The organism is Microbulbifer variabilis ATCC 700307 (assembly GCF_000380565.1).
Taxonomy (GTDB): Bacteria; Pseudomonadota; Gammaproteobacteria; order Pseudomonadales; family Cellvibrionaceae; genus Microbulbifer; species Microbulbifer variabilis.
In genome coordinates this window covers 26,267-51,964 of the sequence record NZ_AQYJ01000018.1, presented here as the reverse complement: position 1 = coordinate 51,964, position 25,698 = coordinate 26,267, and the positions used below count along the sequence as shown (strand labels likewise).

General features: G+C 46.4%; 29 protein-coding genes and 2 pseudogenes. 16 read left to right on the top strand and 15 right to left on the bottom strand.

The annotated features are described in order from the left end of the window. Positions 1-82: 82 nt before the first annotated feature. The 3 genes from G367_RS0101735 to dinB form a co-directional block, all read right to left on the bottom strand. The gene (locus tag G367_RS0101735; protein WP_020411365.1) at positions 83-532 is read right to left on the bottom strand and encodes a hypothetical protein; all 450 of its coding nucleotides are present in this window, start codon (positions 530-532) and stop codon (positions 83-85) included. Between the two features lie 13 nt (positions 533-545). Continuing rightward, positions 546-1,073 carry an RNA polymerase sigma factor gene (locus G367_RS0101730; protein ID WP_020411364.1) on the bottom strand — a complete coding sequence of 176 codons (528 nt, stop codon included), beginning with the start codon at positions 1,071-1,073 and terminating at the stop codon, positions 546-548. A 308-nt stretch (positions 1,074-1,381) separates the two neighbouring features. Beyond that, positions 1,382-2,458: a DNA polymerase IV gene (dinB, locus tag G367_RS0101725; RefSeq protein WP_026304883.1), complete on the bottom strand. Its 1,077-nt coding sequence runs from the start codon at positions 2,456-2,458 to the stop codon at positions 1,382-1,384. Between the two features lie 101 nt (positions 2,459-2,559). Here dinB and G367_RS0101720 point away from each other — a divergent pair, with 101 nt between their 5' ends. Next, entirely contained in the window at positions 2,560-3,102 is a 543-nt protein-coding gene (locus G367_RS0101720) for a carboxymuconolactone decarboxylase family protein (protein ID WP_020411362.1), read from the top strand. Positions 3,103-3,157: 55 nt separating this feature from the next. On the opposite strand, the gene G367_RS25530 is transcribed toward G367_RS0101720, so the two are convergent. The 6 genes from G367_RS25530 to G367_RS24815 form a co-directional block, all read right to left on the bottom strand. Continuing rightward, the gene (locus tag G367_RS25530) at positions 3,158-3,325 is read right to left on the bottom strand and encodes a DUF1328 domain-containing protein (RefSeq protein ID WP_020411361.1); all 168 of its coding nucleotides are present in this window, start codon (positions 3,323-3,325) and stop codon (positions 3,158-3,160) included. 91 nt (positions 3,326-3,416) lie between these two features. Then, a complete protein-coding gene (locus G367_RS0101710) occupies positions 3,417-4,085 on the bottom strand; it encodes a polysaccharide deacetylase family protein (protein ID WP_020411360.1) in 669 nt (222 codons plus the stop codon). 68 nt (positions 4,086-4,153) lie between these two features. Continuing rightward, on the bottom strand, positions 4,154-4,477 hold the full coding sequence (fdxA, locus tag G367_RS0101705; protein ID WP_020411359.1) for a ferredoxin FdxA: 324 nt from the start codon (positions 4,475-4,477) through the stop codon (positions 4,154-4,156). 139 nt (positions 4,478-4,616) lie between these two features. Further along, positions 4,617-7,217 (bottom strand): DNA mismatch repair protein MutS, encoded by a 2,601-nt coding sequence (gene mutS / locus G367_RS0101700; RefSeq protein WP_051089456.1) that lies wholly within the window; start codon positions 7,215-7,217, stop codon positions 4,617-4,619. Between the two features lie 46 nt (positions 7,218-7,263). Further along, positions 7,264-7,599 carry a site-specific integrase gene (locus G367_RS24820; protein ID WP_026304881.1) on the bottom strand — a complete coding sequence of 112 codons (336 nt, stop codon included), beginning with the start codon at positions 7,597-7,599 and terminating at the stop codon, positions 7,264-7,266. Positions 7,600-7,604: 5 nt separating this feature from the next. Beyond that, positions 7,605-7,838, bottom strand: a complete 234-nt coding sequence (locus G367_RS24815; protein WP_026304880.1) for a site-specific integrase — start codon at positions 7,836-7,838, stop codon at positions 7,605-7,607. A gap of 83 nt (positions 7,839-7,921) precedes the next feature. On the opposite strand from G367_RS24815, the gene G367_RS25525 reads away from it, so the two are divergent. From G367_RS25525 to G367_RS24810, 9 genes and pseudogenes are all read left to right on the top strand, one after another. Next, positions 7,922-8,167, top strand: a complete 246-nt coding sequence (locus G367_RS25525) for a hypothetical protein (protein ID WP_245556640.1) — start codon at positions 7,922-7,924, stop codon at positions 8,165-8,167. Between the two features lie 49 nt (positions 8,168-8,216). Continuing rightward, positions 8,217-8,510: a hypothetical protein gene (locus G367_RS0101685; RefSeq protein WP_020411357.1), complete on the top strand. Its 294-nt coding sequence runs from the start codon at positions 8,217-8,219 to the stop codon at positions 8,508-8,510. A 720-nt stretch (positions 8,511-9,230) separates the two neighbouring features. Further along, positions 9,231-9,740: a hypothetical protein gene (locus G367_RS0101680; protein ID WP_020411356.1), complete on the top strand. Its 510-nt coding sequence runs from the start codon at positions 9,231-9,233 to the stop codon at positions 9,738-9,740. Positions 9,741-9,851: 111 nt separating this feature from the next. Continuing rightward, positions 9,852-10,130 carry a hypothetical protein gene (locus G367_RS0101675; protein ID WP_020411355.1) on the top strand — a complete coding sequence of 93 codons (279 nt, stop codon included), beginning with the start codon at positions 9,852-9,854 and terminating at the stop codon, positions 10,128-10,130. Between the two features lie 189 nt (positions 10,131-10,319). Further along, a pseudogene (locus G367_RS27045) lies at positions 10,320-10,448 on the top strand (transposase); the annotation flags it as partial. Positions 10,449-10,633: 185 nt separating this feature from the next. After that, entirely contained in the window at positions 10,634-10,972 is a 339-nt protein-coding gene (locus G367_RS27040) for an IS3 family transposase (RefSeq protein WP_425411202.1), read from the top strand. A 111-nt stretch (positions 10,973-11,083) separates the two neighbouring features. Then, a complete protein-coding gene (locus G367_RS25940; RefSeq protein WP_281164111.1) occupies positions 11,084-11,323 on the top strand; it encodes an IS3 family transposase in 240 nt (79 codons plus the stop codon). A gap of 18 nt (positions 11,324-11,341) precedes the next feature. After that, a complete protein-coding gene (locus G367_RS0101660; protein WP_020411354.1) occupies positions 11,342-11,992 on the top strand; it encodes a dihydrofolate reductase family protein in 651 nt (216 codons plus the stop codon). 114 nt (positions 11,993-12,106) lie between these two features. Further along, on the top strand, positions 12,107-12,493 hold the full coding sequence (locus G367_RS24810) for a DUF805 domain-containing protein (RefSeq protein WP_020411353.1): 387 nt from the start codon (positions 12,107-12,109) through the stop codon (positions 12,491-12,493). A 406-nt stretch (positions 12,494-12,899) separates the two neighbouring features. Here the strand turns inward: G367_RS24810 and G367_RS26730 are convergent. Next, a pseudogene (locus tag G367_RS26730) lies at positions 12,900-13,028 on the bottom strand (carbon storage regulator); the annotation flags it as partial. A 1,611-nt stretch (positions 13,029-14,639) separates the two neighbouring features. Next, a complete protein-coding gene (folE, locus tag G367_RS0101645) occupies positions 14,640-15,182 on the bottom strand; it encodes a GTP cyclohydrolase I FolE (RefSeq protein WP_020411352.1) in 543 nt (180 codons plus the stop codon). A 518-nt stretch (positions 15,183-15,700) separates the two neighbouring features. Between folE and G367_RS0101640 the strand changes: the two genes are divergently transcribed. Next, positions 15,701-16,198, top strand: coding sequence for a 6-pyruvoyl trahydropterin synthase family protein (locus tag G367_RS0101640; RefSeq protein ID WP_020411351.1), 498 nt, complete (start codon positions 15,701-15,703; stop codon positions 16,196-16,198). Between the two features lie 74 nt (positions 16,199-16,272). Here G367_RS0101640 and G367_RS0101635 read toward each other — a convergent pair whose 3' ends face one another. Then, on the bottom strand, positions 16,273-17,430 hold the full coding sequence (locus G367_RS0101635; RefSeq protein WP_020411350.1) for a glutathione S-transferase: 1,158 nt from the start codon (positions 17,428-17,430) through the stop codon (positions 16,273-16,275). Positions 17,431-17,720: 290 nt separating this feature from the next. Here G367_RS0101635 and G367_RS0101630 point away from each other — a divergent pair, with 290 nt between their 5' ends. Both G367_RS0101630 and G367_RS0101625 read left to right on the top strand, forming a co-directional pair. Continuing rightward, positions 17,721-18,509 carry a TauD/TfdA family dioxygenase gene (locus G367_RS0101630; protein WP_020411349.1) on the top strand — a complete coding sequence of 263 codons (789 nt, stop codon included), beginning with the start codon at positions 17,721-17,723 and terminating at the stop codon, positions 18,507-18,509. Between the two features lie 3 nt (positions 18,510-18,512). After that, on the top strand, positions 18,513-19,283 hold the full coding sequence (locus tag G367_RS0101625; protein WP_020411348.1) for a sulfite exporter TauE/SafE family protein: 771 nt from the start codon (positions 18,513-18,515) through the stop codon (positions 19,281-19,283). Between the two features lie 90 nt (positions 19,284-19,373). Here the strand turns inward: G367_RS0101625 and G367_RS22860 are convergent, their stop codons facing one another. From G367_RS22860 to G367_RS0101615, 3 genes are all read right to left on the bottom strand, one after another. Beyond that, positions 19,374-19,781 carry an SbtR family transcriptional regulator gene (locus tag G367_RS22860; protein WP_020411347.1) on the bottom strand — a complete coding sequence of 136 codons (408 nt, stop codon included), beginning with the start codon at positions 19,779-19,781 and terminating at the stop codon, positions 19,374-19,376. A 38-nt stretch (positions 19,782-19,819) separates the two neighbouring features. Further along, positions 19,820-19,987, bottom strand: a complete 168-nt coding sequence (locus G367_RS26575; protein ID WP_020411346.1) for a TetR family transcriptional regulator — start codon at positions 19,985-19,987, stop codon at positions 19,820-19,822. Between the two features lie 525 nt (positions 19,988-20,512). Further along, positions 20,513-21,112: a tRNA-uridine aminocarboxypropyltransferase gene (locus G367_RS0101615; protein ID WP_020411345.1), complete on the bottom strand. Its 600-nt coding sequence runs from the start codon at positions 21,110-21,112 to the stop codon at positions 20,513-20,515. Positions 21,113-21,140: 28 nt separating this feature from the next. Here G367_RS0101615 and G367_RS0101610 point away from each other — a divergent pair, with 28 nt between their 5' ends. The 3 genes from G367_RS0101610 (at position 21,141) to G367_RS0101595 (ending at position 25,641) form a co-directional block, all read left to right on the top strand. Further along, the gene (locus G367_RS0101610; RefSeq protein WP_020411344.1) at positions 21,141-21,572 is read left to right on the top strand and encodes a GNAT family N-acetyltransferase; all 432 of its coding nucleotides are present in this window, start codon (positions 21,141-21,143) and stop codon (positions 21,570-21,572) included. Between the two features lie 1,232 nt (positions 21,573-22,804). After that, positions 22,805-23,911, top strand: coding sequence for an LPS O-antigen chain length determinant protein WzzB (locus G367_RS0101605; RefSeq protein WP_020411343.1), 1,107 nt, complete (start codon positions 22,805-22,807; stop codon positions 23,909-23,911). Between the two features lie 392 nt (positions 23,912-24,303). Further along, positions 24,304-25,641, top strand: coding sequence for an oligosaccharide flippase family protein (locus tag G367_RS0101595; protein WP_020411341.1), 1,338 nt, complete (start codon positions 24,304-24,306; stop codon positions 25,639-25,641). The last annotated feature ends 57 nt before the right edge of the window (positions 25,642-25,698 follow it).

Sequence of the window (25,698 nt, the reverse complement as noted above, 5' to 3'; positions counted from 1 at the left end):
GACTTCCATCTGTAGAGTCGATTGGTAAACCGATACCCGGATTTCAAATAGGAGCTGCGGTAATACACAAAACTGACTGTCGCTAGTGCAGGATGCGACAGCGCTTTTGTGCGAATTTGCGCAGCTCACGAGGTAAGGGTTGTTCTGCTGTGGTCCTCTGTTGTAATCGCCACTCTTGGCATAGAGCAATATAGTTTCCCGCTGTAACCTGATTTCTCAATGCCTGCCAGGGGTCTTCCTGTGTTTCAGACTCTATTTGAGGAGGCTGCCACCGGGCGATTTCCAATTCGGGTTGAGGACTTTCGTTTTCTGGGGTCATCCTTGGGGTCAGGGCTCCCAGGTGCTGTGCTGGATGCACCAACATTAAGATGGCAGCGATGGTGGCGCAGCCGAGTGAGGCTCTGGACAGTATTCGGCCGATATCTTTTTTCGGCTGTAGCCTTTTTGCTTGCTGTAACACCTGGGTATCCAGTTGCTGCGGGGAGGTAAAAGCTGACACCTCTTCGCGATATTGGTGCTCCCAATTGCTCATGCTTCTACCTCGATCACTCTTCTATAACCTCCACTTGCCAGGGTTTTGGTTGTACTCCGTACACCAGCGTTTCAATTTGCTCCTTTGCCCGATGATAGTATTCCCGACACTTTTTCAGGGATATCTGCTCAATATCTGCGACAGTGGCGAGGGAAAGCTTGCACTCCATATGGAGAAGCAAAATGTTGCGCTGCAAGGAGGGAAGTTTCTGGATAGCTACGAGCACGGCACTTTTTCGGTAATCGACTGCAGTAGACTTGTGCTCGTTCAATGCTTGTTGTTCACGCAGAGCTTTGTTGATTTGAATAAATAACCAGTTGCGAAAAAGCCTGCCATGTAACTGTGGCGGGTTTTCCAATATTTTTTGCCAGAGCTCTTGTAATATTTTTGCGGAAGAGGCTGGCGCCATTTGTATTGAATAGCGATACAAGGCGTCTTTGTGGCGCGTATAAAGTTGGTGAAATACGACAGTTTTACGCGTTTCCTTGTAGTGATCGAGGAGCGCTTCGTCTGTCAGGTGTTGAAATGCTTTGCGGGACAAGTTGTCGCGCCTCCGTACGCGGATAATCCGAGCTCTGGTGGCTTCTGGAGCCTGGGTTTATACGGCGTTGATAATGGAAATTGTAGTATGTTTAAGCGTCTTACATATTTTCTCAGGCACCGGTGGACTCTGGTTTTTTAGAGGTTGGCTAAGAGTCTTTGGGCTTGCGAAGTATAGATGTCCGTTTCTTACCCGGTTTTACATCGGGTAACGGCCAACGCCAGTTTTTGACGAGCGGTTGATTGTCGCTTTAAGCCTTTTTTAAAGGGGAGGTGGCGCAAAAAGAAATATTATGTCTGGTGGAAAAATTATCGAAGTAGTAATTCTGGTAGTGGCAGAGGCAGCTGCTCAGGACCTTTGCCTGCGCGTAAGTCGGTCAGCCTGAGCCCGACACCTAGGAGACGAATAGGGTTCGGCCGTTTTTCCCAGCACTCTTGTAGCAGCTGCCGAAACTCAGAGATTCTTCCCGCGCGGCTACTGCGCTCATGGGTACTCTGGGTAAAGTCCGCGTATTTTACTTTTACGGTGGCGCCATTAACTTCGTAGCGATCGCCGAGCTTTTCCACCCGTTCCAATAGGCGCATATAAAGTGCGCTTAATTGCTCCAGCCATTCCTCAAATTCACACAGGTCTTCACTGAAGGTACGTTCTACACTGACGCTCTTACGTGCACCGTCACCACTAACCGGGCGCTCGTCGATACCACGGCTCAGTTCATAAAGGCGGCGGCCAAATTTACCAAAAAGTTTACTTAACTCGATTTGAGAATAACGTCTCAGATCCGCGCAGGTATGAATGCCTTGGCGATGCATTTTTTCAGCGGTTACCCGGCCGACACCATGGATTTTGCCAACCGGCAGGCGCACAACAAATTGATCTACTTCGTCGGGGGTAATAACTGTGAGGCCGTCGGGCTTACGCCAGTCACTGGCAATCTTGGCCAGGAACTTGTTTGGCGCCACCCCAGCGGAGATGGTGATACCCAGGTTGTCTTTTACCCTCTGGCGGATTTCTTCAGCAATGAGAGTGGCGCTGCCCTGGCAGCGAGCACTATTCGTGACATCCAGGAAGGCCTCATCAAGGGATAAGGGTTCAATATCATCGCAGTAGTCGAGGAATATCTCGCGGATCTGCCCGCTAACCTCCCGGTATTTAGCCATGTTACCGGGTACTACAATCAAGTCAGGGCAGAGTTTCTTGGCCTGGGCGGTAGGCATAGCGGAGCGCACCCCATAGCTGCGCGCTTCGTAGTTGCAGGTGGAAATAACCCCACGGCGGTCACTGCTACCTCCTACAGCCAGTGGTCGCCCACGCAGGTTGGGATCGTCTCGCATTTCAACCGACGCGTAAAAACAATCACAGTCGCAATGGATAATCTTTCGCATGCTGTGATTATATACAGTCTTTTAGGGCGCCAGGAAGTCAATTGTGTCGCTGCTGGGGCCGGAGCCAGTTAATAACAGCCAGGTTAACAGGTAGGTGAACGATGAGCAGCATCCCTTTGGTGGAGAGCCCGGATGGTGACGAGGAGGCCAGGGTTTTTGCAGAGATTCAGGATCAGCTGGGCGGCATACCGAGCCTGTTTCGCGTTTATGCACACCACGAGGGGTTGCTTAAAGCCAATTGGGACAAGTTTAAGGCGGTCATGCTGCACGGTTGCCTGTCTGCCCAGCTGAAAGAAGCTATCGGGCTTGCTGTTTCCGCGGACAATCATTGTGACTATGGCATCTATCATCACAGTACATCTTTGCAAATGCTGGGAGTGGATGCTGCGGAGATTATGCGCATCCGTACCGACCCCAAAAACGTGCATTTTTCAGAAAAAGAACATGCTCTGTTCGATCTGGCCCGCAATGCCAACAGTGCCCCCGATGATCATCGCCGGCACTTGATCGCTGAAGCGCGAAAGCTAGGGGCCAGGGATGATGAGCTGCTTGAAGCATTGGGAGTGATGGAACTGGTTTCGGGCTTTAACCACCTGGCAGAAGTACTAAGTCTGGTCCCGACTCGCACACCACACCAAAAGTAACCCCGGTACATACCGGGGTGACTGGCTGAATCCCTGAGCTACTTGTCAGGCAATACTATTTGGGCGGCCTGGATTTACCGAATATCAGTGCCAGTACGAACAGCACAATAAAGATAAAGAAGAGAATTTTAGCGATTTCCGTCGCCGTGGTGGCAATACCACTGAAGCCAAAGAAGGCGGCGATCAAGGCAATTACCAGAAAGAGTATGGCCCAGCGCAACATGGCGATAGCTCCCAATGTGAGTACGGGAGTGGGCCGCAGAGTTCAATACCCGGCTCCCATTGGCCTTATTGATAATGTCGTCTGCTGTCTCTTACAAGTTTTCGATTTTCTCGCTCTCTGCTATTTGGGCGAGAGTAACAAAACGAAATCCTTGCTGGTGGAGTTGAGTGCTGATCAGCGGGAGGGCCTCAATAATCTGCTCACTGTGTTCATACATGGGATGCAACATCACCACACTGCCATCGGTAGCGTTTTCTGCCACATAGTCGGCAATTGACTCAGGTTCACTCATGTCGACATGAAGGCGGGGCTCAAGATCCCATTCAGCCAGCTGGAACTCCTGTTCTTCCAGTAAATCACTGAGCTCAACGGATATATTGCCAAATGGCGGCATAATCATTGGGCGTTCCTGGTAACCATGGCTTTGGAGTAATTTACAGGTTTTTTTGATTTCCTCCTTAGCACTGCTTAGGGGTAGTTCAGCCAGGTTGATGTGGGAGTAACCGTGATTTCCCAGCTGGTGACCGGCATTAATAATGGCGCGAGTTTGTTCGGGAAACTGTTCCATTTGCATGCCGACGGGAAAAAAGGTGGCTTTGATTTGGAGTGCATCGAGTTGCTGTAATAGGGACTCTGTTACCCCGGGTACGGGGCCCTCGCCAAAGGCCAGGGCAATCTGTTTTTCCTTCCCAGTATTAGCCAAAGTGGCTGGAGAAAAGCTTAAAAAAATAATTGAAATCGCAGTTATTATTATTCTCATTTAGCTATCCTGCTTTATTAAAGCTCAAAAATGAAAAAAGCCGTCAGTGACGGCTTTTTTGTAGGCTGTTATCGCTCGAGAAGCTCGAGCTTACCCTTCTTACCATCCCATTCCTCGGCATCTGGTAATGGGTCTTTTTTCTCAGTGATATTGGGCCAGACTTCAGCGAGCTCAGCGTTCAGCTCAATATATTCCTGCTGGTCATCAGGAACTTCATCCTCCGAGAAAATCGCATTGGCGGGACACTCCGGTTCACACAGGGCGCAGTCAATACACTCGTCGGGGTGAATAACCAGGAAGTTGGGGCCTTCGTAAAAACAGTCTACCGGGCAAACCTCTACACAGTCAGTGTATTTGCACTTAATGCAGTTTTCCCCAATTACGAATGTCATGTTTGTCCCTCGATAGTGCCACTGAATTCTTCGTGCAGCGGATTTTATCAATTACTGGCGCGAATTGTAGTGGCTTTTCAGTCGATTTAGTTCACTGTTTATAACAAGTTGCGTTGGACGACAGCTGTCGCCCAAGTCTTCACTTCAATAGCTTGCGCAAAGAGTAGAGTGCTTCCAGTGCCTGACGTGGCGTCATATCGTCCGGGTCCAGTTCTTCCAGGGCATCTACCGCCGGGTGGCTGGGGCTGCCGAACAGGTCAACCTGCTGGGGAGAGCCGGGTGCCGTAGCCGCTGGAGCTACCGCTGATTCCGGTTCCTGCCTGGGGGCCGGCGCGGGTTTGGAGCGAGGAGCCGGAACATCTACTGATTGGACGCCGGCCTCCAATGCTGCCAGGCGGGCGCGGGCTTCGGTAAGCACATCTGCAGGAATACCCGCCAGCTTGGCGACCTGCAATCCATAACTTTTAGATGCGGGCCCTTCCTGAATGCGGTGCAGGAAGACGATACCTTCACCGTGCTCAGTGGCATCCAAATGGATATTGGCTGCTTCTGCACATTGGCTGGGTAGATCGGTCAGTTCGAAGTAGTGAGTGGCAAAAAGGGTAAAGGCGCGTACTTCCCCTGCCAGATAGTGAGCACAGGCCCAGGCCAGGGAGAGGCCGTCGTAAGTACTGGTGCCGCGGCCAATCTCATCCATCAGCACCAGGCTGTGCTCGCTGGCATTACGCAGGATATTAGCTGTCTCGGTCATCTCTACCATAAAGGTAGAGCGGCCACCGGCCAGGTCATCGGCGCTGCCGATACGGGTGAAGATACGATCCAGTAGACCGATCTGGGCGCTGTCTGCGGGAACATAGCTGCCGCAGTGGGCCAGCAATGCAATCAGCGCAGTTTGGCGCATATAGGTAGATTTACCACCCATGTTTGGACCGGTAATGACCAGCATGCGTCGGTCGTCGCGAAGCTCGATATCGTTGGCTACGAAGGGTTCGTCTAAAACTTGCTCGACTACCGGGTGGCGCCCGCCGGTAATATGCAGACCCGGCTCGGTACCCAGTTCGGGGCGGCAGAGGCGCAAGTCGTCCGCTCGCTCGGCCAAACAGGCCAATACATCCAGTTCAGAAATACCGGCCGCAGCGGCTTGCAGCTCTGCCAGGGACTCATTTAGCTGATTGATCAGTTCCTCATAAAGTGCTTTCTCCCGAGCCAATGCGCGGCTCTTGGCGGAGAGTGCCTTGTCCTCGAACTCCTTTAATTCCGGAGTAATAAAGCGCTCGGCATTTTTCAGGGTCTGGCGGCGGATATATTCGGCTGGCGCTTTGTCACTCTGGCCCCGGCTGATCTCGATAAAGTAGCCATGCACCCGGTTGTAACCCACTTTTAAGGTTGGGATGCCTGTGCGCTCTTTCTCTCGCTGCTCCAGCTGAACCAGATAATCCCCGGCGTTCTCGCTGATAGCCCGCAGCTCATCTAAATCTTCGTCATAGCCGGTGGCGATAACCCCGCCATCGCGTATTACGACAGGCGGGTTTTCGATAATGGCCTTTTGCAGAAGCGCCACGGTCTCTGGCCATTCACCGACCTGGCTGCATAACTCTCTGAGCAGCGTGGCATCTGAATCTTCTAATTGCCCCTGAATTTCGGGGAACTGTGCCAGGGATTGGCCAAGGCGTGCCAAGTCGCGGGGGCGTGCAGAGCGCAATGCCAAGCGGCCCAGGATACGCTCCATGTCCCCAACAGGTTTCAGGGCATCACGCAGTGGTTCAAAACCATAATCAGCAATCAGGGCCGCAATAGCATCCTGGCGGTTGCGCAGTGTAGTGAGCTGGCGCAGAGGGTTATTTAACCAACGGCGTAGTAAACGGCTACCCATTGCGGTTTTGCAGCTATCAAAAACTGACAGCAGGGTATTGTCATCGCCGCCGTTGAGGTTTAGGTCGATTTCCAGGTTGCGGCGGCTGGCACCGTCCAAGGCAACTGTTTCATCGCCGCTTTCGGTGAGCAGGCCGCGAATATGGGGAAGTTCGGTACGCTGGGTATCCCGCGCATATTGCAGTAGGCAACCAGCGGCGACTACCGCACCGTGCATATGGCTGCAGCCGAAGGCTTCCAGATTCATGGTGCCAAATTGCTGATTCAGCAGGCGCAGGGCAGTTTCCAATTCGAATTCCCAGGGGGCGCGGCGGCGCAAACCGGTGCGGCGCTCAATCTCCGCCGGCAAAGTGAGATCTTCTGGAGCTAGAAGTTCTGCGGGATTATGCCGTTGAACCTGTTCAGCAAGAGCCTCAAGGGTATCGGTCTCTTGCACCACAAAGCGGCCAGTGGCCAAGTCTAATAGTGCCAGGCCAAAACCATCACCTAAGTGAGAGATGGCAGCCAACAGGTTATCGCGACGGTCATTGAGGAGAGCTTCATCAGTGACGGTACCAGGGGTGACAATCCTTACTACTTGCCGCTCAACGGGTCCCTTGCTGGTGGCTGGATCGCCAATCTGCTCACAAATCGCTACAGATACACCAGCCTTGATCAAACGCGCTAAATATCCTTCTGCGGCATGGTAAGGAATGCCTGCCATGGGGATTGGCTCACCGCCTGATTTGCCTCGTGCTGTAAGGGTGACATCTAACAGTTCTGCAGCCTTCTTGGCATCATCAAAGAACAGCTCGTAAAAGTCCCCCATACGGTAGAACACCAGCTCCTGGGGGTGCTGGGCTTTGATGCGCATGTATTGCTGCATCATGGGGGTATGTTCGGATGTCTTTGATTTTACTGTGTTTTTTGCCAATTTATTGCCTATTGTCTAAAAGCTGTCTAAGACTAGGGTCGGCTACATTATCAGTTTCGCGTAGACGAATGTACCGCTCTGTCATGGCTGGACTAACGTGCCCCGCCATTACTTGTGCATCTATACATGCTCGCCTGGCATCTGTGAGCGATTTTGCTCTGATATCGTGAATGGTGGTGTCTTCAACTTCAGACTTAACTCGGGCTCGCTCGTACGCGTCGCGGATGCCTCGATAGCTAAATGGAGTGCGCTTGCCATGGGGGTGGAATAGATAAAGGCACATGACCTTATGAAGCTGCTTGGCCTCAGCAATTATTCGCTGAAGCTCGGGCTCCATCGTTACTAATAGCTTTTTCCCGTCTTCTCCTGCTGAAACTTAATACCGTCTTTGCCTATATCACTGTGCTGGATTGATAGAACATCTGAAATGCGTTGAGCTGTCAGGTAGCACATATCCATCACTAGCTTGATATTCGGATTGGCTTTTGAGCGTATAGCCCGATACTCATCATCTGTTAGATATCTACTTCCTCCGACCTGATCGAATGCTGGGAAACCGGCGGCAACAATACCCACTTGGCCCCTATTGTTGGAGCAGTAGATGCAGAACCAGAAATACCCTGTGTCTTGCTTACCATGAGCAACGGCGCCCAGGTTATTTGCAGTCGCGAAACCCCCGTTACCGACCCGACCGTGCAGGCCGTGTCTATGAAGCGCAGCACTGTCAGGGTGTTGAGCTTGGGGTGTTGCATGAAGAGGAGCCGCTGACCTGGGAAACCGTAGAGCGGGTCGAGTGCGCTGGCCGGCGCACCGTGTACAAAATTTCTGTGGGCGTTAAGAGCTACGCCGCTGGGATCAATCCATTACACCGAGTCATCACCCATAACAGAATGCATAAGCCATAGGAGGCAATATGCCTAGACCATCGACGAGGGCCACAGCGACGGCACTATTGTGCGCGCAACGATAACCCAGACCACAGAACCCACCAATATCGAAGCTCAGGCTGCTGCGGTGCTTAAATACACCATTGCCGTAATCGATGAGCAGAACAAAGTACAGACCGGTGGTGCCGGCGATCTAATGTCTAGCGTTTATGTAACAAGCAAAACTCTGCAGACTGATGCAGGCCAGCCGGTAAACGTCGCCGACCATGCAGCTGATTTAGTAGCGAGTTGTATTGTTGAGGTTCCAAATCGCCTGGCTATGCATAGCTCGATTGCGGTGATGGCGATACCGAGTGGGTGATACTGGCTGTGGTTTTCAGTAGTGGAGTGGGTGTGTCACCGGTGCGAAAGGCCGAATTATAGAGCCATGGCTTACATCTACAGAAAGTCCCTCCTAACTTATTGATTTAATTGCGGGTAAAATGTGTTCAAGAGCGGGAGGTCGAGCTAGGCGACTTGAGCAGATGGCTCACTATCTCTGGTTACTATTTGAGCGAAAGCCGATAACCTACCGCAAATAAAGGTTTTTCTGCGGAGCTTGAAAGCTCCATCCCAGAAATAGTGGCCAAATGGATAGTGAGCCACTGGCTCTTTAATAAACTGTCAAGTAGCCATAGCTATGCAGAAAATTAATAGTACAGTGCTAGTAGTTGTCGCAATAATTTTTTATGTAATTAGTATGTATTGCTTTATGTGGGCTATGTCATCGGTTAGCTTATCTTTCACTACTTGTTCTGGTGAGCACAGCGTTTTCCATGAGGTGCCCCGTTGTAGGTGGGCTTCAATAGCAGGTTATGGGTTCTGGGGTTTTGGTATTGCTGGTTTTACATTGTTGGCAATTGTCGTTTACCGCAGAGTTAAAAACAATGAAAAAAGCACTTAACAAAGGTAGGCAAAATCGCCCGCAAAAAACGCGGGCTGGACTCGCTAACACTCGCCTTTGCTACCGGCGTTAGGCAGTCATGTCACTGAAACATCACATGGTTCTACAAATTTTTAAGATAACGATAGGAATTAAAAAATGGAAATAAGAGTTTTCTCGTTGCTTATTGCAGTATTTTTATCTAATTCGGCTTTAGCTGAAAGGCTGACTATCCCAGAGTTAATGCCTGTTGATGTCTATCAAAGCCTAACGGCATTGGGCTTCTCTAAAAAAGGCCCCAAGAAAAGTGGCTCCTCAATCCCTGAAGCATTTGCATTCTATTCATGGGAGCTAGCAATGACAGAGGGTACAGACTCATACAATGTTGAAATATTCAGCGACTCAGGCTCTGATGTATATAAAATCGACGCAACATTAATGCAGCAGATTGCGTTGAAACCCAATAAAGCTAGTCCAGAAATGTTAGAGTTTTTGAGCTATATGTGTACGCTTCCTTACGGAGGTTCTAATATAGAAACAGCCAAATCTTGGCTAGAAAAAAATATTAACATTAATGAAGCAACTACTGACATAGGTGGAGTTTCTTTTACAGTGTATTCTCCGTCAGGTGCCTTAAGAATGCTCACAATAGAGAAAAAGCAGCCTTAATTAAAATTGCCTAACAAGGCGTGCAATGAACGCCCACGAAAAGCGTGGGCTGGACAGCCAAACCTGCGGTTTGTCTACCCATTCACTTAGCGTTATAGCTAGAGGTGTATCATGGAATTATCCCCTGAAGATATTAAGAAGCATCGTGCGTTAGTAAAAATGCAGCGAGGATATGAAATATCTATATTCATAGCATTGGCAATACTGTGCACTTATTTTGTAGGTATATTGGACTCAAATATGGCATTAATTCTGATAGGTATTGAGCTTCTAAGTTTATCTATTGCCTATGCGGTTAATCCGGTAAGTAAACCGTATAGAAACCTGCTAAGCACCGTAATCAATAGTGACAAAAACAACATAATCAACCAACATAAATCAAAATCGTAAATGGCTATAACAAGGCCAAGCACAACGCCCACTGCGTGGGCTGGATTCAGCACTACGTGCTTCGCCTGTGTTGGCGGCGTTAAGAAAAAGACTTGCCCACGTTTGGTAGACACCCTGTATAGTTAGGTTTAGGCCTAACGGAGGTGTATCATGGGTAAGAAAAGAACTCAGGCGTAGACGGAGGAGTTCCGCAGAGAAGCAGTTAAGAGAGCGGAAAAGCCTGGAGCAACAACGGCTTCTGTGGCACGAGAGCTAGGCGTCAGCGCACAGCAGATCTACAACTGGCGTCGTCAATTTAATCGGCTTTCTGATAAGTAGTTCAATAGTTTAGACGGCGTCAACTATTCCAAGCAGGAAAGCGCTGAAGTTCGCAAGCTCAAGAAGGAACTGCATGAAGCTCGTCAAGAGGTTGAGTTTCAAAAAAAGGCAGCTGCGTACTTTGCGAACCACCAAGAGTAAAGCATGCACTGATACAAGAGCATGTAGGGTCATTCCCGGTTAGCTTGATATGTTGGTGCTTAGAAGTCTCAAAATCGGGTTATTATCGATGGCGAGGACGGTTGCCACCTCCTCGCACGATTAGAAAGATACGAACAATCGAGAAAATCCGAGAGACGTTTGCTGAGTTTAAAGGTCGTTATGGAGCGCCTAGAATCGCTTGCGAGCTTCATGAGTTAGGTGAGCCATGCTCACGGAACTATGTCGCTAAGCTTATGCAACAGGAGCATATTAAAGCGAAAAACGGCAAAGGCTTTCGATATAGTCAGCCCGTCGAGGGGAATATCAATGTCGCCGCCAACCTACTTAAGCGTTGCTTCGATCGACTCCCAGATGACCGATGAATTGACACGTCGAGCATTAAGAATGGCTCTAGAGAGACGACAAATAAAGCCTGGGCTAATAGTTCACTCTGACAGGGGTGTGCAATATCGATCGCAGAAATACAGGATCTCTTGTCCGAAAGCAAGTGCAAGCCGAGTATGAGTTGCCAGGCTAACTGTTGGGATAATGCGGCAATGGAATCATTCTTTATCAGGCTAAAAGTCGAGCTGGTCTATGCCGGAACATTCGAAAGTGAAGAGCAAGCAAAATCTGAGTTGTTTGAATACATTGAGATTTTCTACAATAGGGTTCGTAGGCACTCTGCATTGGGCTATGTAAGTCCAGCAGAGTATGAGCGAAAATACGTATAGTTAGAGTGTCTACTTTTTGTGGGCAAGACTAACGACCAAAAAGATTTGACTCTTCGTGAGAATCAATCAATGAGAAATCTAGCCATACTGATATTTCAAACGCTTGACGGCGTAATGCAGGCACCGAGTATACCCGAGGAAGACTTTTCAGGCGGTTTCAGTCATGGAGGCTGGGCCAAGGATTATTGGGATGAAGTCATGGAACAGGTCGTAAAGGAGGCAATGGCGGAACCGTATGATCTGCTATTAGGACGCAATACATACAATTTGTTTGCCTCAAATTTTGCAAATGTTGAACCAGGTAATCCAGCTGCGGAAAAACTTAATCAGGCAAAAAAATACGTCGTGACATCAAGGACTGATGATCTTACATGGAATAATTCATTCAAGCTAAGGGGCTCGGATGCGGCCGAAGAGGTCGCCAAAATTAAAGAAATGGAAGGACCACTACTACAGGTTCACGGAAGTTGGCAGTTGGTGCAGTCACTTCTCAAGCATAATCTGGTAGATGAGCTTAGACTTTGGACATTCCCAGTAGTTGTTGGAGAAGGAAAGCGCTTATTTGAAAACGGTGAAATTTCGTCAAAATACAAACTCATCAAATTTGCGACCTGTCCTTCAGGGATTTTTATGCACTTCTATCAATCACTGGATGGCGGTGCCGTATAACAAGTGCATGCAAACCGACACTGATCTTGCCCTGTTTTATAGGAGAAAGATCACTTACTTCCGCTGGACTTCAATAAAGCTGCTAGTGCGGATGTTAAAAGTAAAGAGGAATCAATGGAAATTTTAGGTCGTTCTCCCATTGAAAGGGTAAAATTAGTTACTCTTGATAGCCCTAGATCAGTTTCTATTAAAGCTTTGCTTTTTAGCTTTGATGGTAGAATCGCAAGAAGGCAATTTTTGCTGGCTTTTTTACCAATCTCTCTAATGCCGACATTGTTGGTCGATGTAAGCATAAATGCTGCTTTGAGCTTATTTGTCGTTCTTCTTTGGCCACTATTGGCTGTTACGGCCAAAAGGTATCACGATATTGGCAAGAGAGGCTGGTGGGGATTAATTCAATTTTGGCCTGTAATCGGCTGGATTTGGATATTGTTGGAGTGTGGAACCACAATCGGTGATTTTAAAGATAATAAATATGGGAAATCAATTTACCGAAAGTAAGTGCCGCATGCTAAGTTTACTGCCAGTCAGTTACATTTCGACGGTTTTATGCTGCGCGACACACGAGTACTCAACAGATCCAATTCTTCCGAGGTTTTATTCGTGAATCGTGAGTTTTTAGCTAAAAATATACTGCGTTTAAAACGGAAAAATTTATTCTGGTTGAGTTCTTAATTCTGAGGATAGCAAGCCTTTTGGGTTTTCAGGGCTTTATGGAGACGATCTTTATTTCGGAATGGACTCCCAGATGCTTAACAATTGGCTTTTTTGCCCCTCTAGGGCTTGCACTATTAAATAGTGTCATGACCTCCTCAATGCTAGGCTAAATGGCCTTGCAAAGAAGTATGGGTTCACTACGGGCGCTTTCTGTTGAGAGAATCCGCTCCTCAGAAATTTTTTTGCCGGCTTTTCGCTTCTTTTGAATCCGCATAAAAATTTCTTCGCGGTGTACGGCCAAAGACTTGGGGGCATGTATTCCTATCTTTACTTGGTTACCCTTAACCTCCAATACTGTAACAGTGACACTTGTCCCAATCCGTAGGTTTTAGCCTGTCCGGCGCTTTAAGGTCAGCATATTCATTTCCTAATGATACTCAATTCATGAGGGGCATTCTTTGGTGAGAAAGTTTAGAAAGTAGTACTTGAAGGAAATAAGAGGTGGTGCACGAGAACGATAGGCGTAAAAGAAGAAAAAACGGATGCAACAATCCCAGAGCTTAGGGCGTCGCTCCAAGCTGCTGAATGTACTCCACTTTATTGAAGGCGAGTGGGTTTCTAGCGTATTATCCATATAACCATCTTGATACTTATTCTATCAATTTGGTTAGCTGGCCCCTGGTGTTGGTAGCACTTTGGGTCAGCGCCTTTTATTTACTCTTACGTCACTCTTCGTTCTCCTATTGTGGGAATGGACCTCTTGGAATGTGGGAAAGAAACTTAGGGTCTGTTGGGGTTTACAAGCTGCAGGCTTGTAGGAGCCTGCTTGACCGCAGCTCATAATGTCAGCAAATATCTATCGATTTTACTCAGATATGATGGTAATAAAAACTTAATAAAATCGAATAGGATTAATTTTGGCGCCTATATTTCTGTTTATGTTCATCTAAAAATCAATTTCCTATTTAACAGATCGCTAGTCCTTATATGGCTTTGCACATTCTAAATGCGATCGGGAATTACAGCTGGAAAGATACTTGATCTATTTTAAGTAAGGTGTAAGGAGACAGCAACTTTGCTTTACTTTAAACTAGGGGAATAGAGCACTGAACGGTTTAGGGAGGGTAAATTCCCGGTGGGTAAAGCTCTATTTATATTGTTCTACCCCTCTCAATAGATATTTAACCCCTTATAGAGTCTCCGAAAACCGACAGGATTTCTGGAGTTTCGCCACTCTCGATGAAAGGTGATAATTTATTAATTGCTCATTAAATTTTAACGCGGGTTGTCCACATTTTTTGGGATTTTGATAAATTGCTCTTATGCAGGGAGATATCTTCCCAATTACCATGTTTCTATCGCTAGGCAGTATGCACAAGTGCTAGGTGCTTTTATTTTAGCTTCGGTAGAGTACATTGTTTTAGCCAAATATATTTTTTATATGGAAAAGAGCTTCGGGCTCTCTCTTTGGGATGTGCTCTAAGTGATACGCAGCACCCATGATTCCCGGGAATTATACTTCGAAAGTGTGGAAGTTCGAGGTGAGGGCTGTGAGGCAAGTTCGCCCTGGAATGTTCAGTTTGATAGATCTGGAGTGGCCGCAGCCGCATGATATAGTGGTACCTCCCGTAAGAAGTTAGAAGTCTATCGAATATAGTCGTACTTGGTTATTGGTGATGCAACCTTCAAGCTTCCTATTATTTGGCATTCAGTAGAACTATCTCAGTACTCTAAATACAGCTCTTACCTATGATTTATGGGATTGCTTACCTGGCTAGAACACTGTGGTCTCGCCATTATTCGTTGCTGTAGTTGGAATTGTTGGGCGCTAAGTGGTGAAATACTCTAGAAAAAGTAAAATAGTGTCTTTGAAGTAATCTTTATTGGTAACGGGAGAGTTGCTTTCAATATTTCTATATGCTCTGTATCTGGCTGGAAAATAGTAATTTACTTCGTAAATATTGACGGCCTTACTGGTAAGGCGAACTTACTACTGGCGTAGCAAAGAGAGGAACTCGTTGCGTATGGCTTGATTCCTGCGGAAGGTACCGAGCATAGCCAATGTCCTCATCGTGGAATTCTGCTTTTGAGCACCCCGCATCATCATGCATGTATGCTTGGCTTCAATGACAACACCAACACCGGTAGCATCAATAGTTTTTTGTAGGGCCTCGGCAATCTGGATAGTAAGCCTCTCCTGAATTTGCAAGCGGCGTGCAAAAATATCGACGATACGTGCCAACTTGGATATTCCTATAATCTTGCCATTAGGAATATAAGCTACATGACTGTAGCCAATAAACGGCAATAGGTGATGCTCACACAGGGAGTGGAGTTCGATATCCTTAACCAGTACCATCTCACTGCCATCGAAAGGAAAAACTGCATTTTCGACTATATCTTCGACGGTCTGATTATAGCCACGGGTCAGGTATTTCATGGCCTTGGCAGCGCGCTTAGGTGTGTCTTTGAGACCTGGGCGTTTCGGATCTTCGCCTATTTCCTCAATAATTCGTGTGAATTGTTCCTTCATGCTGTTTATCCCCCCCCGCTGCAGAGGGCAAATCTATCCTATCCATCTCAACAAGGATCACCATGGGTTTTAATGCGATCCTCCATTCTTAAGGGTAGATCCTTTAAAAATACACACAAATTCAACCAGAACTTATACCGCTTTGGTGGGGGGGGTAAATTAATTATTCTTTTGGAGGAGGCTTTACTATAGAATTTAATTGAATATCATTGAATCAATTCTGTCATCGGGCACGAAGTGGGCTAAAAATTTCTAATCGAGATTTTTATTCCTCATAGAAAACACATTAAATGTCCGTAGTTATTGCTTTGATTCGGGTAGATGATATAGGAGCAGGTTATGTTGTTAGCAATGCTATAAAAAAGAAAGGGTAGCATTTCCTCTGAAAAGAAATGGCGCGAAATGATCAAGAATGATTAGTAATATGTGGTTTTATCTGACAAAGGTATAATTTAGGATGTGGGATATAATTGTGAAATACTCCTTTTTTTGATGTTGCTTTTATTAGGAATAGCTATATGGCATATCAAATCACAAAAACATTCAAACTAGACATGGGCCACCGTACATGGAACCAGGACATGCGTAAAGGGCGTGGTAAAGAGTTCTATTCTGATGATATGCCCTATCCTTATAACAAATGTGCAAACCTGCATGGCCACTCATTGCTAGTTTCAGTGACATTATCTAGCGATACAGTAGATCGCCAGAACTTTGTTATGGATACGGACTTATTTAAGGCGCCCTTCCAAAAGATTATTGATCAAATGGATCACTCATTTATTGTTGATAGCAATGATCCATTGTACCCAGATATAAAAAAAATTGTAGAGAAGGGCAATCTAAGATTATATGTGGTGGACTTCTCCCCCAGTTTTGAGGGTTTGGCGAAATACTTTTATGGATGTATGAAGGATATTATTGGCAGTACTGAGCACGGTGAAGAAATTGAAGTGCATGAGGTGACAGTTACTGGTGAGCATATGACGGTAGAGGCGAAATACGGTATTAGTTAAAATCCAGGGAAGCTCTAGTTGGGTATGAATTATTCAGCAGTTCCCTAAGATATCTCAGGTGTTATTCTGATAGTTCATGCTTCGCCCCATACCTCAAGAAAATTACGGCGCTCAACTTTCCGATTTGTTGTAATTGTCAGAAGAGATGCAATTCCTACTTCGGTAAAAAGTGATTTTATATCAGTTTTTTCTTTTTGATTGGCGTGCTGGTAACATTCTTGCAAGCGTTGTAGCAGATAAAAACGGTAAGGTAGTACGTGTGTTTTTAAGCGGATACCTCGCCAAGTAAACTCAACCTGCCCAATTGTTCGAGCAGTTGGGTTATCCATACCATTGGTTCCAGCTTTTAAGGTGGTGTGCTGATCCAACCAATTATTGGCAAACTGGATATGCGCTTTTAATTCAGGCAAGTACTCTATAGCAATATATCGCATTAAGGCCTTTAAGGTCGGTGGGAGACATGCTGGGTCAACAAGGGGAGAATTTGACTCCATATGTTCTACCCAACAATCCTCAGTTGTATTCATACGCTCCACCCAGCGCGCAACTATAGGGGCGTGTTGCCGCATCAACATGCCGGGTGCTGGGTCCCGATACAAGTGGGCATACAATGGTCCCATTAGTGCGTAGTCACCTAAAGTAGGTTGATGTCCCAGTAGATAGGGAAATTTCTTTAGATGGTGAGAGAAGAGATCAAGGAACTCTTTGTAGGATGCCTCAATCAAAGCTGCACTCTGTTCCGATACTCCAAAGCCTTGGCAGGCTTTCCGCATACGGTTACTGGCAAAGCCGAACAAACTATTTTCTGTTTCCTCGTCAGCATTGGGAGGAGCGAGTCCCGCTACAAACTCGTTCTTGAGATACTGCAGGTTCTGGGGATCAAAATTCCAGCGATAATGCATCGCGGGCCGCAGTAAGCCTTCTCCGCCAAATAGTTCGAATAGATACGAGATTACCTGCAAAACAGTGCTGGTCGGGTAGGCGGGGTTGTGAGTACTATTTTTCCGTTCAAAGTACTCAATAATATCTGAGCTGTCCTGAATTACTTCGCCGTTCGGCGTTTCTATGGCGGGCATAATAAAGCGGCCCAGCACAGGAAGTAGTTGCTGGCCATAGTGATCACTATTGACACCGTACTCTTTAAAATCAATCCCTTGCTTACGCAGATAGCTACGGGCCTTGGCGGTATAAAGGGAGGCAGCCATACCATATAACTTATAGGGTTCGCTCATGTCGTACTCCTAAGATTCTCGGATCAAACGCGCTGAAAGTAAACTGCCTACAGACGGAGTGGGGGTATCGCTATCACTTATCTGGAGCAAATCAGGTATTTGGACTCTTGACCATATTGTACAGCTACGTTGTTGGAGCTGATAGATGACTCAGGGAATAATCAATTACCAAAATGCAACAATTTGTGATGCGCTGATCATTTCTGGCATAAAGCTTGCTCCTCATTGATTGTCAGTGATCGCAGACATACCTTACGTTGGAAATTGTGAAACCATAGAGGGAGCTAGCTATGTCATCGTTACATTTATCATCTCATGCTATACCACTTAGGGTTCCAGATTATTGCTGCTTTAATTTAGGCTCGAACTCTGACTATGAATATGAAAGTTATAAAATAGCACTACTTAAAAAAGGTATTGTACTAATACGGTTGGGCTTCCCAGATGATTCAGCCGAAATTATGAAGAATATAATCAGTACCATAGGCTTAATTCATGAACATGATGGAAGGGGGCGCACAGTATGGGACGTTAGGATTGGTGGAGAAACAGGAGATGAGGCACTTGCAATATCGCATAGCGACCGGGAATTTAATCTGCACAATGATGGTGCCTTTGAGCAGGAAATGCCAGGGTACTTCGGCCTTCATGTGGTGAGAGCAGATACTCTTGGAGGAGGTGAAAGTGTTTTGGTATGTGCTGATAGGATTATTGAGAGCCTTAGCGAGAGAGCTTTTCAAGTACTTTCAAATAAGAGATTTAGATTAAGAGTGCCAGAAGAATTCCATAAAAAAGCCAGCTTTATTGAGGCGACCCTAATTGATGAAAGCCATGGGTTTAGATATAGGTATGATATTATCGAGCGAAGCCTTTGTTCTAAGGATGAGCTGGAGGCATTAAGTGAACTTGAGCTGAAGATTTCGCTGCCACACAATATGTTTAGATTTCATTTGGGTGATAATCAAATATTATTGTTGGATAATCGGCGTTATCTTCATACTAGGACCAAGATAAAGGATAAGAAGAGGCACCTTAAGCGCATACGCTTTAATATGCCTGCTACTTTGAGGGTTGCTTAGCGAGTGGCGATAGAGATAATTTTAGTTGGTTTGCTTTTAATATTGATTGCAGGCTTATTCCATGGAGCATTGGGTTTTGGCTTTCCAATGCTCTCAACCCCCATTCTGGCCCTGGTCTATGATCTGAAAACTGCTGTTATTTTAACGATGGTACCTTCACTGTTGGTGATAGTATCAAGCTTATATAAATGTAGGAGTTTTCAGATTGACTTATCTAAATATAGTTTGGTTATCCTTCTTGTTTCGTTGGGAAGTTTGTCGGGAGCATGGCTGTTAACATGGGTTAACCCTGATATTCTAAAGCTGTTACTCGCAGGGTCCATATTAATTTACCTGTTCTCTGGAGTCTTGAGAAAATACTTATCTGCGTTATCGAAAAGACCACAGTTTTTTGCAGTTCTAATGGGCCTGTTGGCAGGATTAATAGGCGGCGCTACAAATGCTATCGCGCCACTTCTTATGATCTACCTGCTTGAAATGACCAAATCCAAGCTGGAAATTATTTTTGTCTCAAATATCTGCTTTTTTATCGGTAAGTTGATGCAGCTTGCGATTCTTTCTTTGTACCTAACCTATAACGAATTTGAATTTATTCCGTTATCCATAATAACTATTGCTGCCTATTTAGGGTTGGTGGTAGGTTTTAGGTTACAGACTAGAATTGATAGCGACCGATATCGCTCGATGATTCGATATGCTTTATCTTTTTTTATGTGTTTGCTGGTCTATCAAGGGGTGGTAAATTTGGTATCTATTGAGGCAGGAGTGACATGAAACCACGAAGAAGAGGATATCTACAAAGCCATGAGTTAATTGATAAGTGGGGCTGCATCTAGCCCCATTATTAATTTACATGTAAAAGCATTACCCTACTTTCCCTGTGGTACCTCCAGTAAACTGCAATCCCTTAATCAGTAAGTCCAATATACGATATGTGTGTTGAATATCGTCTTCACTGCTGGTGACAGACAGGTTGCCGATCGCGCGTAATAGATCAAAGGGATCAACCTCTTCCTGAATTTCTCCGGATTTCATGACTGCAGCGAGTAGTGTACTCAAGGCCGGTTCGAAATTTTCACGGAAATAGGCTGGCAGTGCTTCGAATGCAGGATCACCGGAATGGAGGGCTGAGGCCAATCCTTTTTTAGCAGCGAGAAAATTAACATAGCGCTTTAACCAGAGGGTTAGCGCTTGCAGCGGACTCTTTTCAGCAGCAAGGGTGGCGGCTTCCGCAGCGCAGTCATCCACTTCTCGACGGAATACGCTGGCCACCAAGTCTGACCGCTGCGGGAACCTGCGGTACAGGGTAACTATACCAGGGTACCTATACCCACGCCGGCTTTAGCGGCAATCTCTCTGACGGGTGCATTCACGCCTGAAATTTGAAATACCTCTTTGGCTGCCTCCAGTAACGCATCCTCATTACGCACTGCGTCTGCGCGCAAGGCGCGCTTATTTGGGGCCTTTTGGTCTTTCACCTGTTTCCTGTGTGTTGCGGATTCGTTTTCTGATGAAAATTAATAGCTTGGGCCTTTCCTCTGACAACTCCAGAAAGGCGTTACCGTTGGCAGCGTCCGATTGGTTAATCTTCATGTGACTTCAATACGGTAATCTATTTGACATAAGGAGCTGTCTAATCACTGTGGAGTCATCTTATGCCTTCTTCTATTAGGCAAAGACGTATTAGTCTGGACATTGCGACATATTTTTCGATTTAAGGTGTTAACTATTGTTTTTTTATGAAGATGTCGTCAAGAAGTCATGGCTTGGCCATGTTGCCTGCCCGTTCTTAAGGCTGCATGGGTTGAAAACGAATATTTTCGAGCAGCTCTTACTGGCTGGTTATGGGGGTCCAGTTTTTAATGAGTCTTTTGTAAGTCAAATTGTTAATGAAGGGATTTTGTGGCCGTAGAGGAATTAGCTAAAGGAATCAGGTCGGCTGATACCTTTAAGGGGGAATAACACATGTAGTAGAAATAATACTTGGGTTGGGGCGAGTAGGGTTAGTTCAGGTAGCTAAGTTTCTGTAAGGCGATCATCCTCTCAAATGGCTTTAGTAATCTTTGAAAATCAGTTTTTTGTTCAAGCAGTTGCATTGCCTGGACAATACTTTCAATTGTTGATAAACCATTTGATATTGAGGTTTTTCGAATTGTGTAATTGGACTTTAAACCACCACTGAGATTGACTCTGGGAAGGGTTTGAAGTTGAGGGTTTAAGTGGAGAATCTTCTTAGACTTTTTCCAGGTAGCATCAATAACTATCAGCTGTGTAATTACCGGTTGTTGGTTGTTGTCACTGTCGCTTATAAAGGAATCGATATCCAAGTCAATATTATCGGGTAGCCAACCTAGGGATGGGTATAGGAGTGCTGAAGGTGTGTCGAGAAGTGTATCCAGTTCTGAGCCTGAGAGCTTCTCAGCAATGATCATCTCACTGTTGCTGAGGCAAAGATGCGCCATACGCCCGGTATTAAATGGGTGCTTCCCCTCTAGAGGGTGCTGTATGATCAGCACCTTTATGGTATTAGCTACCTTTACCAGAGCGGTACAGTAGCACACACTCTGTGGACGCAGGCAGGCATCACAGGTTTTTCTGGGCATCTCTTTTCTACATAAAGCAGGCGGAATTATGACGTTAGCACAGCCTTCTTATCGGGCCCAGTGGCTGTCAGATATTGAGATACCGCTGGCAAATAAATTTTATCGTATGCATGGCTTTCGAGGCAAAGCTAGGCGTTATGAGGACTGTGCTGTGGTGCGGGATGAAAGGGAGATTGTGGCCTGTGGCTACTTAAGGAGATACGACACCTTCAGGCTGCTTGCTGGGGTTGCGGTGGCGCGGGAGCACCAGGGCAGGGGAGTCGCGCGTAGCCTGCTGGAGTTGCTGGCTGAGAAGTCTAACAGAGATACTTACACTTTTCCGTATACTCATTTAGAGCCCCTCTATTTATCCTTGGGCCTTGAACGAGTGAATGCTGAGGTATTGCCAGAGGCTGTCGGGCAGCTGTATCGTAGTTATTTGAAGCAGGGTCGTGGGATTTTGTTGATGGGGTATCGGTGACTGGAATTTTGGGTATTTTGCTCAGGTTGAACGAATGTTGGCGTAGGGCGGCATGGCTTGTGTTTAATCTTGGTGTATTTGAAACTTTATTCCCCTCAGGGAGCCTACCTTGAACTGGAATCAATCAACTCTGTGTTCCTTCTTTATATAAAGAGGGTGCAGACTTCTCACATTATGTATCCGCATAGTGAACTATGCTCAGCGACACTTACTTTTTGAGGCCGAACAGCGGTAAAGCTCATTCTGTCGGTACTGCGCGTAGAGATGGGATGTTAGGCACTTCCCGTAGTTGATGCCCTCTGAGCTGATAGCTATTTCTAATGAGCGTTGGCTATCCTAATAATATTTTTGTTTAAATTGCAATCAATTTGGTTATATTCTGCTCTTTTGAGTGGGTGGTGCTGGGGCGGGCCGTGAGGCTGCATCACCCTTCAATTGATTGGTGGTGTTTTCGAGGCAGGGAAGTATACGGACATTATCGAAGTGCAATAAGGGGGATGTCTTGGCTTTTCGCATAGGAAAGATTTTCTTGAAGTCCAAGGCTGGAGAGTATTGCAATCTCTTTACTGTGGTGGGTGGCGTGAGCTCTCTCTTGAAATACAGCGTTCCTCTATTTTGGATTCACCGGGGATGGTGCGGATTTTGAGTGATATTAAATTGGCTAAAAAGCAACCAAAACTTTGATTGAAAAGCGTGCGACCGATAGCCATTTTTTCTTTTGATGGCAGCAGTGAGGCATGATTAGTAGCGGCACAACACTGAAGTGATATAGCTATTCACACGGGCGAATTCATTTGTGTGAAAGGGTTTGACCTATATGCCGGTGGCCAATTCGTATACGATCGCCAGTTAGCTTAGCGGCCGGGGGATGAGTCATGATTGCATGCTCCTATGTTCCCTCCAGCGGGAGGTGCGAGCAGGCGATGATCGAGCCTGGAGAAGTGATCCACTACTACATAAGGCCACCCCGTTTAACACTAGTCGCGTTCTAGAGTAAAAATTTCATGAGATTTTCTGGTCAAAACTGAGCTGGTGGATAGTTTATAGTGATCATGGAGGGGGGGAAGGGATACAGTATCGAATTGGAGTCTACAACAGTGTAACTTCTCTTGGAGGGGTTGCAATACGCGAGGGCAGTGGCAAAATGCTCCATTTTTTTGCGCCGATGCCTAAAGAGCTATGTTCTTGCTCTAGTGGCGAATTAAAATTAATCAAAGCAAGGTGGATCGACAGTGACTAATGCTAATAACCCAAGGGGCACATTTGGGGGTGATGAAATCGATTTGATTGCCTTGGTGCAGAGCTTATGGGCTCAAAAGTGGTTGATTGCGTTAGTAACTCTCGTGGTTACCTTGGGGGCTGCACTTTATACATTTCTGAGTAAGCCCGTTTACGAAGCGCGTATAGGTATGTTGCCGCCATCACTCAGCGATATTGCTGGTTTTAACTTGGCGCGAGGGAGCAAGAGTGGACTCAGGCCCTTCACTGTAAACGAAATATTCTCTGAGTTTACAAGTAACCTCCAATCCGAAAAGAGCCGCCGCCAATTCTTCGAAGAAGTGTATGTGCCATCCCTTGACAGTGATCAGCGTTTAGGGTCACAGGATCGGCTTTACCAGAAATTTGCTGAAGTGTTGAGGATCGAGCCCCCTACAAAAAGTCAGCCAGCTTACATTGTTATTGTAGAGGGGCATGATGCAGTTGAGTCAGCGGAGTGGGCTAGGAACTATTTAGACAGGGTAACACGACGATCTTTGACAAACATATTGAATCATACTCAACGAGAATCTGAAGTGAGGGTTCGCCAGCTCCAGCAGGAGCTCAAAACCTTGAGAGAGTTTGCAAAAATTCGTAAAAATGATCGCCTTTCTAAGCTTAGGGAGGCTTTAGCCGTGGCCAATAAGGTGGGGTTGGACTCCCCCCCAGTAATTAGTGGGCAAGTGGCAGAACAGTTGTCGGCCTTTATGGATGGTAACTTAATGTATATGCGTGGTACTAAAGCGCTCAAGGCGGAGATTGAGGCGTTGGAAAATCGTGCTTCGGAAGATCCATTTATACCTTCGTTACGCTTTCTGGAAGAGCAGCTTGGTTTCCTCAAGGGAGTGCAGGCTCTATCATCAGCAGAGGAGCTTGCTGTTTCCCGTCAGGATGGCGCTGTGGAAACGCCAGATGCGCCAGTTAAACCTAAAAAGATATTGATTCTGGCACTTGGGTTATTACTAGGCGGATTGCTTGGTGTTGTCATCGCGATAGTTCGCCTGAAGCTTAGTAATCAGTCAGCTGTAACAGTGGCAGCTCCAGCTTCAGCTTCAAAGAATCGACTTATGGAGGCATCTTGAAGCATTGTGATATTGGGCATTGAGCCATATATGAAGGTCGATTGGATTAAAGCGGGCATGAACGGGGCGACTGGGTTGGCAACGCTTTCCCTCATATTGAAGTTGTTAGGTAAGAAAGTGGGTGCAGGGGATGTCTGCTCCGTAATGGTGGTTAAATGCTCTTGGTAATTTGCTCAACTTGAGCCCCGTCATTAAGGATGCGCGGAAGGTAACACGGTTGTGCCAGGACATAAACCTGCTATAGGCGGTGACATAGTAGCAAGCGGGTTGTGTATAGTCGTTTTTAAGTTTGTCGTTGAATGGCTTTTTCAAATGCGCTTTCATTTGGTTGGTCATGGCGGCTCGACAGCTCGACAGCTCGGCTTTCAACATCTGGGTTGGTATAAAAGCAAATGTTAAAGAAAGCCTCATCTATACGTAAGGCTATTGGTGCAGTATCGCTCTTATGGTTTGGTTCACTTGCTGGTTCTGGATTGGCATTTTTCACTCAAGTAATTTTAGCTAGGGAACTTACTCCAGCGGGGTATGGCGTATTTGCTGCTGCGCTGGCCACTATTACGCTTCTGGCTCCGTTAGCTGGCTTTGGAGTCCACAGTGTTTGGCTCAAGGTGTTTGGTGCTGAAGGGTGGCTGGCTACTCGATGGTTAGCTGCGTCCTATTGGTTTGTAAGTTTGAGCACAATGATGACCCTGTTATTGCTTTCTGCTTGGATTGTGTGGGGCCCCCATGTTGATTCAGTGGCTCGTCTATTGACTTGGCTAATTCCGGTAATTTTTAGTTATTTGGCCATGGAGCTAGTAACGAGTAAGTTGTTGCTAGAGGAGCGCTTTCGTTCCCTAGCTCTGTGGCAGCTGCTGCCCCATTTTGCACGGTTAGCATTGATACTTATAGTTGTGTATGCAATGGATCACAGCTCGGATGTGGAAGTTATTGCGATTGTGTATGCATTAGTAGCTTTTGTGGTTTTCGCCATTGGCTTCACTAGTTTAAAGGCAATGATTAGCGGGAGGCTTGCTCTTAAAGGGCACTCTCAAACAGCTGGTTCTGGTCTGAGGTATTTCTCAGATTCGGTGCCAGCTACCGTGTCGGCTGTAGCAGCACAAGCTTGGCCTTTTGGGTTGGCCACTATATTTCATTTGATTTATTTTCAAAGTGATATCCTCCTACTTAAGTATCTTACTGGTGATGAAGCGGCTGGGATATACAATGTAGGTTTCACTGTAATGGCTGCAGTCTATTTGTTGCCCAGCGCAGTCTACCAGAAATTTCTATTGCCTAAAGTGCATCGCTGGGCCAACCATGACCGCAAGCGATTTTATGAAGTGTATCGCAAAGGAAATATTGCCATGCTGGTTATAGGGGTAGTCGCAATGTTGGCCATTTGGGCATCAGCGTTTTGGGTCGTCCCATTATTATTCGGGGTGGAATACCAGCAGTCTGTCATTGTCCTTAATATTCTAGCGATTAGTGCGCCTCTCATGTTTGTGGCTAGTAGTGTCGGAGCAACGCTGGTGACCCAGCAGCATATGACAAGTAAGGTCAAGTACATGGGGGTGGTGGCGGTATTAAATATTACTTTGAACTTTGCGCTAATTCCTGGGTTAGGGATTATTGGTGCGGCTGTGGCTACAGTAATAAGTAATCTGGCGTTACTGGTGATTTATTACGTCGCAGCTCAATATACAGTTTTTAGGTCAGAATTAAAGTGTATAACTGAAGTGGCTGAATGAGATGAGTTCATGCGATTTTGATTTGAGAGTCGGTGTTAGCTGAGGGAATTATGAAAT